This is a genomic window from Citrobacter sp., assembly GCF_050252275.1.
GTDB classification, from domain to species: domain Bacteria; phylum Pseudomonadota; class Gammaproteobacteria; order Enterobacterales; family Enterobacteriaceae; genus Citrobacter_A; species Citrobacter_A amalonaticus.
In genome coordinates, this window is the sequence record NZ_JBFWLF010000220.1 from 1 (window position 1) to 7,861 (window position 7,861).

The 7,861-nt window shown below is 53.6% G+C and carries 11 protein-coding genes and 1 pseudogene; all 12 read right to left on the minus strand.

Annotation, left to right across the window (positions count from 1 at the left end; translation table 11 throughout):
• Nucleotides 1–142: 142 nt before the first annotated feature.
• Nucleotides 143–2,185 (minus strand): DNA cytosine methyltransferase, encoded by a 2,043-nt coding sequence (locus AB7E14_RS17045; RefSeq protein WP_369862138.1) that lies wholly within the window; start codon nucleotides 2,183–2,185, stop codon nucleotides 143–145.
• Nucleotides 2,182–2,439, minus strand: coding sequence for a hypothetical protein (locus AB7E14_RS17050; protein ID WP_316961842.1), 258 nt, complete (start codon nucleotides 2,437–2,439; stop codon nucleotides 2,182–2,184). Before AB7E14_RS17050 ends, AB7E14_RS17045 begins: the two co-directional genes overlap by 4 nt.
• A 26-nt stretch (nucleotides 2,440–2,465) precedes the next feature.
• A pseudogene (locus AB7E14_RS17055) lies at nucleotides 2,466–2,765 on the minus strand (DUF550 domain-containing protein); the annotation flags it as partial.
• A 557-nt stretch (nucleotides 2,766–3,322) separates the two neighbouring features.
• A complete protein-coding gene (locus tag AB7E14_RS17060; protein ID WP_316961800.1) occupies nucleotides 3,323–3,835 on the minus strand; it encodes a hypothetical protein in 513 nt (170 codons plus the stop codon).
• Complete coding sequence (locus AB7E14_RS17065) at nucleotides 3,835–4,335, minus strand: ead/Ea22-like family protein (RefSeq protein ID WP_316961801.1); 501 nt, start codon at nucleotides 4,333–4,335, stop codon at nucleotides 3,835–3,837. Before AB7E14_RS17065 ends, AB7E14_RS17060 begins: the two co-directional genes overlap by 1 nt.
• Nucleotides 4,332–4,823 carry a hypothetical protein gene (locus tag AB7E14_RS17070; protein WP_316961802.1) on the minus strand — a complete coding sequence of 164 codons (492 nt, stop codon included), beginning with the start codon at nucleotides 4,821–4,823 and terminating at the stop codon, nucleotides 4,332–4,334. The genes AB7E14_RS17065 and AB7E14_RS17070 overlap by 4 nt, the downstream gene beginning before the upstream one ends.
• On the minus strand, nucleotides 4,820–5,053 hold the full coding sequence (locus AB7E14_RS17075; protein WP_316961803.1) for a hypothetical protein: 234 nt from the start codon (nucleotides 5,051–5,053) through the stop codon (nucleotides 4,820–4,822). Before AB7E14_RS17075 ends, AB7E14_RS17070 begins: the two co-directional genes overlap by 4 nt.
• Complete coding sequence (locus AB7E14_RS17080; protein ID WP_316961804.1) at nucleotides 5,050–5,256, minus strand: hypothetical protein; 207 nt, start codon at nucleotides 5,254–5,256, stop codon at nucleotides 5,050–5,052. The genes AB7E14_RS17075 and AB7E14_RS17080 overlap by 4 nt, the downstream gene beginning before the upstream one ends.
• Nucleotides 5,253–5,900 carry a hypothetical protein gene (locus AB7E14_RS17085; RefSeq protein ID WP_428169705.1) on the minus strand — a complete coding sequence of 216 codons (648 nt, stop codon included), beginning with the start codon at nucleotides 5,898–5,900 and terminating at the stop codon, nucleotides 5,253–5,255. Before AB7E14_RS17085 ends, AB7E14_RS17080 begins: the two co-directional genes overlap by 4 nt.
• Before the next feature lie 84 nt (nucleotides 5,901–5,984).
• A complete protein-coding gene (locus tag AB7E14_RS17090) occupies nucleotides 5,985–6,530 on the minus strand; it encodes a replication protein P (protein ID WP_199998083.1) in 546 nt (181 codons plus the stop codon).
• A complete protein-coding gene (locus tag AB7E14_RS17095) occupies nucleotides 6,442–7,440 on the minus strand; it encodes a DUF1376 domain-containing protein (RefSeq protein ID WP_316961806.1) in 999 nt (332 codons plus the stop codon). The genes AB7E14_RS17090 and AB7E14_RS17095 overlap by 89 nt, the downstream gene beginning before the upstream one ends.
• Before the next feature lie 53 nt (nucleotides 7,441–7,493).
• Nucleotides 7,494–7,861: toxin YdaT family protein (locus AB7E14_RS17100; RefSeq protein WP_428169706.1), on the minus strand; the 368-nt coding region annotated here is incomplete at its 5' end.

Below are 7,861 nucleotides of genomic sequence, written 5' to 3' on the forward strand. Positions count from 1 at the left end.
GAGCGAAAAAACTTAGCTGATAATAATCATAGCATGATCCCAAGAGCAATTTTACAGTTAAAGTGTATGAACCTCTTTCGTAAAGTAAACGTAACGACTTCATAAAACTAAATGTGTATATGATGACCGCATGTATGTTAATTCAAGCAGCGCATACCTGCGATAAGCAAAGCTCGGGCAAATTGGCGCGCACCAGCGCTTCGGCGAAGGGAGGCGGGACCGCATTGCCGCAGCGAGCTACCTGCTTGTCTTTAGCGTACTTCACACCTCGGTAATCCCGGTCAATGATGTACCAGTCAGGGAAGCCCTGTGCGCGATAGAGTTCGTGCGGCTGAAGCATACGCATACCGATATCGACGATGCGGTACGTTATCCCATCGATGTCGACCATCCCGGTGCATTCCTCGCCGCAGTATTCACGCAGGAACGCCAGCGCCTGCTGTGCGCGGTGTTCGTCGTAGTCTTCGACCGCCAGAGTGGTTTTGACTTCCCCGACATGCAGGCCGCCGGCCGTAACTGTCGGCATTGGCTCACTCGTGGGCTGACCGTCGCGACAGGTGCCGCGCAGTTTTACCAGGTGAGAAGCCACAACAGCATGATGATCGACGGTCGTCACCGAGTGGACTGGTTCATCCAGCCCGACGCCTGGCCCCGTATAGTTGCCGCCGTAATGCTTCGCCAGAAATGCGCTGGCCACGGCGAACTTGTTGCCACCAGCGGTTACTGTTCCCAGCGGTTTTTCAAGCTGCAACACGCGCGGGTCCTGCCCCGGTCTTTCGCCGTAACCCATCTGGATCAACGTTGGCGTCACCAGTTGTGAATGACCGCCCCCGCCCGCCGTAATCGTCGCGCTCGGCTCATCTGCCCGGTGACCGATGCTGGCCCCAAACTGGCGGGCGATAACTGGCGCAATAACGCAAGCATGATTCGTATTGCACAGGGTGTGCATCGGACTTTCCATACTGCGGGGCTTCGCCGAATACTTTGGACCACCGGCCCCAACAATAAACGGTGTGAGTGCTGCCTCAACGACGCCGAGGGCATGCCCATTCCCGCCCGGGCGCCGTGACGCGCCGGCGGTGATTGTCGGGACTGGTTGTGTGACATCCTGCCCTGTCGCGCCTGTTCTGAATTTCGTCAGGTGCGGCACGGCAACCGCGTAACCATGCGTTTTGGTGATTGTCTGCAGCGGTTCTTCCAGCGACTGGCCCCGGAAGCAGTCGTAATGCGTTTTGGTGCTGGTATGGTTGCACTTCACGATGAACGGCGACGCGCTGTCGATAACGAAACGCTGAATACCACGCGCGATGCGCTTAAGCGTATTCACTGCCAGGGGCTTTTTGCGGTCGAAGATCGACGGCGCAGGAATAGTCCAGTCGATGCACTCCGCAGCGGTGCGCCACGGCAACAGTTTGCCAGCCTGAACCGCCGGTGACTTCGGATCCCCATGTGTTGGCTCCGGCCACACTATCGGTTTCCCGTCACAGCGCATAACCATGAAGAAGCGTTTTCTGATCGTCGGCGCACCGTAATCACAGGCGCGCAGTTCGCGATACTCAACGACATAACCCAGACCTTTTACCAGCCTGGCGGCGTCCTCGCTATCGAGAGGGATTCCAAGAAATTCGCAGCACTCCACCAGCGCCGGATGATCCGCAGTAATGCCGGTAGTCAGCATTCCGATAAACGCCTCGAAAGTTTCTCCAGCACGCGCTGGATCAGGGCGGCAAAAACCCGGATAAACAGGTCCAATGAAATTGACCATAAGCGCATCAGCCAAATCTGGCTTAGGTGGGGTTTCAATCAATGGCCCCCACGTTCTGAACTCTTCGACATTCTCCAGCTTCATAACACGAGGCTTAACATCAAGCCCCCAACGCAATGTCACCCAGGCCAGACCGCGTATCGCTTTTTCAACAGGCTTCGCGCCCTTGGCTTTGGAAAAGTGGCGGCAATCCGGAGAAAACCACGCGAGCGCAACCGGGTGTCCAGCAGTCGCAACTTTTGGACTGACGTCGTATACAGATTCGCAGTAGTGCAACGTATCAGGATGGTTTGTCGTGTGCATCGCCACGGCGTTCTCATCGTGGTTTATAGCAATATCAACGCTGCGCCCGATCGCCATTTCAATACCGGTTGACGCTCCGCCGCCACCAGCAAAATTATCAACAATGATTTCTCTCACGCGTAATTCTCCATCGCGCTTGCCAGCGAACGGGCAGCAGTAACAATTGACGGTACCGGCATTTTCTCCAGCCACATCCTGTTGATGTGATGCTGCAGGCGTCGCTGGTGGTGAGAAGGGAGAGCACTGGCATTCTCGACCTGAGAAAAAACCATTTTCACCTCCGCTGGCCAGATGGTTTCAGGAACATCCACCAGCAGCAGATTTTCCAGCTCAATAATCCGGTTGGTTGCGTATTGCAGTAGCTGATCCATCACTTGTGCTCCTGCTGTTGATCCGCTTTGATGTGCAGCCGCGGTTCTCCGTCTTTCGGTTCTGGCCACTGGCGCGCCATATTCACCTTCAGCTTTTCTTCCATTGACGCTGTGATTTCACCGTCACTGATACCGGCGCGCCGCTGGGCGTCCCATAACAGGAACTGCATATCAGCCCACTCACTGAGGTCGTCAGGTTCTGCTGCGGCTTCCAGCGCCTCTTTCGACAGGTGCTTAAGTGGACCAACGGGGCCAACATTTCCGAACGTGGCATCAGACCATTCAGCATGGCGCCGCCGGATTAAATTACGCAGTTGGAGCGATGCGCCTTTTTCTTCTGGCAACTCATCACGATTACTTACAGGTTGGCTACCCTGAAGCATGGCGGCGCGGCGTGACAGCAGTCGCTTGGCCTCAATGCTCCCTTCTGCTTCAAGCTCTCCGTCGGCCTCTAGACCACCTTCAAGGTATTCAGCTGCATCAGCAATCCACTGCTGCCACGCCCATGGCACTACCGGCGCTGGCGGGGCGGAGTTCGGATGCAACGCCCTAATACCCTCGGCGATTTCCTCCAACGTTGCCGAGTAATCGCGCTGGGCGTCATTGCCAAACTCGAAAAAACCAGTGTCGGGATCGTGGCGTCCGTGTTCGCTGTCGTAAACATCGCGCTGCTTATCCACCCATGTAGCAGCGGCCTCTATTCCATCCCGATAAAATGTGACTACCGGTCCTGCCTCCAGCGATGCCAGCGTGATTTCAGCCAGGTGCAGGGATAACGCCACATGTTGCGATTGAGGCATCAGGTCCAGCCGTTCGCGAAAAAATTCCACGTTTTCTTTTGCTTTTTCGATTAACTGCTCTTTGGTGAATCTGGTAATAGTGGTCATGCCGCGCTTCCTTCTGTCTTGTTCACGATTACACCGTCATAAACTTCGTTGAGATGGCCTCTTATATCCATTCGGCGCAATGCGCTATACATGTAATCGCATTCGGCCTGTTTGTTGGCCTGAAACGGCTTATGCTCCCGAGAGCACCACAGCGCGTTTCCAGGCCAGCCGTGAATTTTGTATACGCGTCCATTCCTGACATTCAGGAGACCCCATCCTGGAGGCAAATCAGAAACCTCGATAAAACCAGGCTCAGCCATGAAAAAACGCCAGTCTCCCATGCCCTGGCTTGGCATTCTCCTGAATGGTTTTTTCTTATCGGCAAGAAAGTCAGCGCGAGAACACTTAACCTCAATCAGGCAGGATGCCAGGTTACGGAAGCCGATCGCGTCCGGTTGCTCACCAGTGGCAACAGCAGCGACAAAGCGATCGTGAAACGCCACCTTAAAGCCGTTGTTTTTCAGAAAGCGGCAGGCAATCTGGCAAAGTTCATTGTGTGTCAGTGCCATCACTCCCCCTTACCAGCGTCAGCGGCGCGATCAATGCGCTCGATTTCAGCCAGCAGCAGGGCATTGGCTTTCACCAGGTCACGGCGCTGATTGGTGGGCTTCCACCATTCATCACGCCACGGCCAGTCAAACGGAACGCGGTTATATTTCTGGATTGTATTGAGCACATAACAGCACGCAGCCCATAGCATTTCAGAATGCCGATACTTGTCATCGTGCTCCGGCGTCCAGCCCTCGGCAGTAATCTGGCGGCGGCGTTCTGCCAGCACATCAGTTGCAGCCTGTGAAAGCGTCCGCGCCTCCAGTTCTGCTATACGCTTCTCTGCTGCGTCTAAATCCTCTCCCAGCTTCTGCGCCATTTGAAACCAGTTAGTGCGCTGCTCTTCTTTGGTTTCCAGCTCATCCAGCAGCGCCAGCGCTAACTTCCGCAGGTTGGCGTTGCTCCCGATTGCCGGGTTCGATAACTCTTCACGTAGCGCCTGTTTGTTGATGTTGCTCATTGGGCGGCCTCCTGTTTTGATTTACGCAGCGCCTCTTTGTAACTGGCCTTTGCCGCTTTTTTGGTGTCGCACCACTCGCCTTCAACATCACGACGTGGGTAGCCATAATCCGCGTCGTATGAGAAGCGGTACATCCGGCATTTTCCATGATGGTTATATTCGACTTCTGGAAGCTGGTAGCCCAACAACCATTCACTGAATGACAGGCAGCTATCTGCATCCAGGTAATCTTCATATCGTGTCTTTTTCTTTGTCTCAGGTAGCGCAGCAATCGCCAACTCTTCGCCTTTATCTGTGACGTGATAGAGAACACCACCGCCAACGAAATCCGGCGCAGGACGAGAAGTGGCACAGCCATCAGCAACAAGTGCTTGCCACTTCGAGTTGTCTGTATGGCCGTCGCCAGCGAGGAAATAGTTGCGGTATGGCGTCCTGTTCCGCTCGTTGATACCCAGCGCGTGCTGCATGAGTTCGATATCTGTGCTCATGGTGCGGACTCCTCAAACAGAACTTCGCCTTCAATGCCGCCAACCTGATACAGAATCGAACCATCTTCACGATATTCCATCGGCTCGGCGCTCCAGCCCTCGCCGTTTGGTTCTTCATCATCACCAACCTGGACAAACCCACCAGCCACCACACTGGCTGGGTACATCTCACCTTCAGTCCACCAGCCTTCAGTATCTTTGATGCACTTAAGTTGCAGTGACTTGCTCATAGTGCGACCTCCGTGCTGATTGGCTTGATACTGTCCAGGAGCAACCGGCGGCGCATGTTAGGCGCGCCCCAGCGGTAACCAGTCTTTTTGTCGTAGGATTCACAACGCCCGACAACCCAGGAATTTTCAGTGGAATGCAGCTTCAGCCGTTTTTTCCCGTCGCGCGTTATGACGATCCCTGTGTGCGTTTTGATAGTTTTCACGCTGACGCCCTCCCGCCTAACCGTTTCAAACCGTGATTCTGTTTGCTCACTTCGCGCGCCGCATCCCGCAGTTTGTAAAGGCGGTCCAGCTTGGCTTTCGTCCGGCGAATCTCGTTTGAAATGAAACGAACGTTAGGAATAAGCAGATCATCCGGGGACGCCCCGTGTAAGGCCGGTTCTGCCAGGTCATCGGCATTGTATTTTTGCTCCGTTTTGGCTGTGACTTCTGGCGCGGGAATGTGAACTGCTTCCGGCGTTGTCGGAATACAGGACCAGGTAACGCCCTTCCCTGAACCGTTTTTCACAATCAACCCGCGGTCAGCGTAAGAACGCAACACAGTTCCTAGCCCGCGAGGATTGCGGTTCAGGAGGTCTGCCAGAACCGACGTGCTCATCAAACTGTTTTCAGTAAGCAGATCGATAACCATTTGCGGAGTGATGGGGGCCGGTTCAGCTCCCCGGACAACTTCAGCGTTTTTGCGCAGTGGTGTTGTTTTTTTCGGGGTAACGGCTGGTGCCGTAATAACTTTCGGAACTGGTGCATCATCGGTGGCAATATCCCAGTAGCCGTTGATGAAAGTCACTGCACCGCTTTCTTCTTGCTCACGCAGTATGGCCAGCGCTTCAGCGGGCTCAATTTTCATTCGTGCAGCAATCTCACGCGCGGTCGCTTTTCCCATCACTTTTAAAACATCGATAATTTGTCTGGTCATTGGTCAAAACTCGTTTTAGTTGATTAAACCTGCCGCTTTACGGCGTTTGTACTCGTCCATCAGTACCTGTGCAGGTGTTGGCCCTGCCGGATGATGTGGCGCAGCCAGTTGGCGGCGAATCGGCGGAACTGACATGCCGTTTTTGACGTGCTTCGTCCACTTAGTGAGTAATTTTTCAGCCAGTTTTTTTAATTCCCCCTCAGTCATCTGCCGTTCAACTCCAGTCCTGCGCATTTCAATGCAAATGTGATACAGCACTGGTTGCGGCCACGGATATTTGTCGCTTCCGGAATACCGATACGACTCATTTCGCCAGCGTCGGTATTCATCCATCACCTGGTCTGACGTGAGTCCAAAAGGATTAGCCCCACTGTCAGAAACCAAAGATACAAATTCAGCCAGGTCAGGAGGCCAGGTGTTCCCGACGGCACAACGCTCCATACACTGCTGGCACACCAGACTGATTTGGGCATCAGTCATTGAACCTATCTGCGCTATCCACAGAGTCGATGGTTCTGCCCCATTCTTCTGCGTCCAGCGGTTCGAGAATATTTCTCCCATCACCTGCCATAGTCGCCACGCTGTTTCCGTCGCCATCAAGTCCGTTACGGCGCCGCCATTCTGCGTAGGCTGACTGAATTTGCTGAACAGCTCTGGATGCTGTCGGTTCTGGTCGTGTTCCAACATTGCTGTCACCTCCGGTTACCGGTTGTTTTTTCGTTCTCACCAGCACAACATGCCGGGCGAATTTTTGTTCCCACTGGATCTGGGTGAACACTTTCCCCTCCGATCCCCAGTACGCCGAGAATTCGGCTAGCTCAGTGTCAAGGTAATCAGGCTCTGGCAGCAGAATCCCCCACTGCGCAGCACGCTGCCGAAAATCTACAGACGGCAACCAGGAGTCGCTCATGCTGAACTTGCCGATCGGTTCTGATACGCCATCCACGTATCTGGGTGGGGTTGGGTCTTCCGGTTGGGTATGCCCACCAGAATTTTCATTCGCGCCCGCGTTAAGATAGGGGTTTTCTTTTAGATCTGTATCTGGATCTTTATTAGTTGGCTCGCCGTTACCTTCTCGTTGTGACGGAGATTTAACGACCGTTGAACGCTCGTTTCCTCCTCGTTGCTTTTCCGTTCCTTTTTTGGCTTTTCTGGCTATGGCTGATGCTTTCCCGGCAGCAGACTTTTGTTTCAGGGAAGAGCGAACCGCTTCCAGATCTCGTTCTATCCGCTCATGAATCCATTCATCGCCACTCTCGGTAAAAAACTCTTTCAACGAGTTTTCAACGGCTAACCAACGCTCGTTACTCATCCGTGCAATTTTTGGTAACCGACTTTTAGGGATAGATTTTCCCGTCTGCCAGTAATTGAACATCAGCAGCAAATACGCGCCGTGTTCCTCAGTAGACAGATGCATGGTGTCCGCCAGGTAATCAGCAATGTAGAGTTGCATATAGGGCAGCGCGGCCATGTTTTCTCCTGATGCCCGGAATACCGGACCTTATGTTCATTGGTCAAAACTCGTTAAAAAAATTGCGGCGCTACGGCGCTGATACTCGCCAGTAGTGGTCCAGCCGCATCAACTGGCAACATGTTGAATAGTGCTATAGCTGCCTCGCGGATCTCTTTTTCAAGCTTGTGCAGCGGCGCGCCAAGCAACTTGGCTTGATGAGCGTCACTGCATTCCTTAATCGCACTCGCCACCAGCTCACATTCTGTTTTTCCCTGTCGTAATCCATGCTTTCTCGCGATCTCAATCGGCATCACAACCGAAATTGCGTGAGAGAGCTGCATGACATAGCTCGTGTATTTGCTGGAATTAGTTTCATTTTTCAGATACAGGAACAGATTCTGTTTGTTTACAGATATTCCGCGACCGCCCTCTTTCCCCC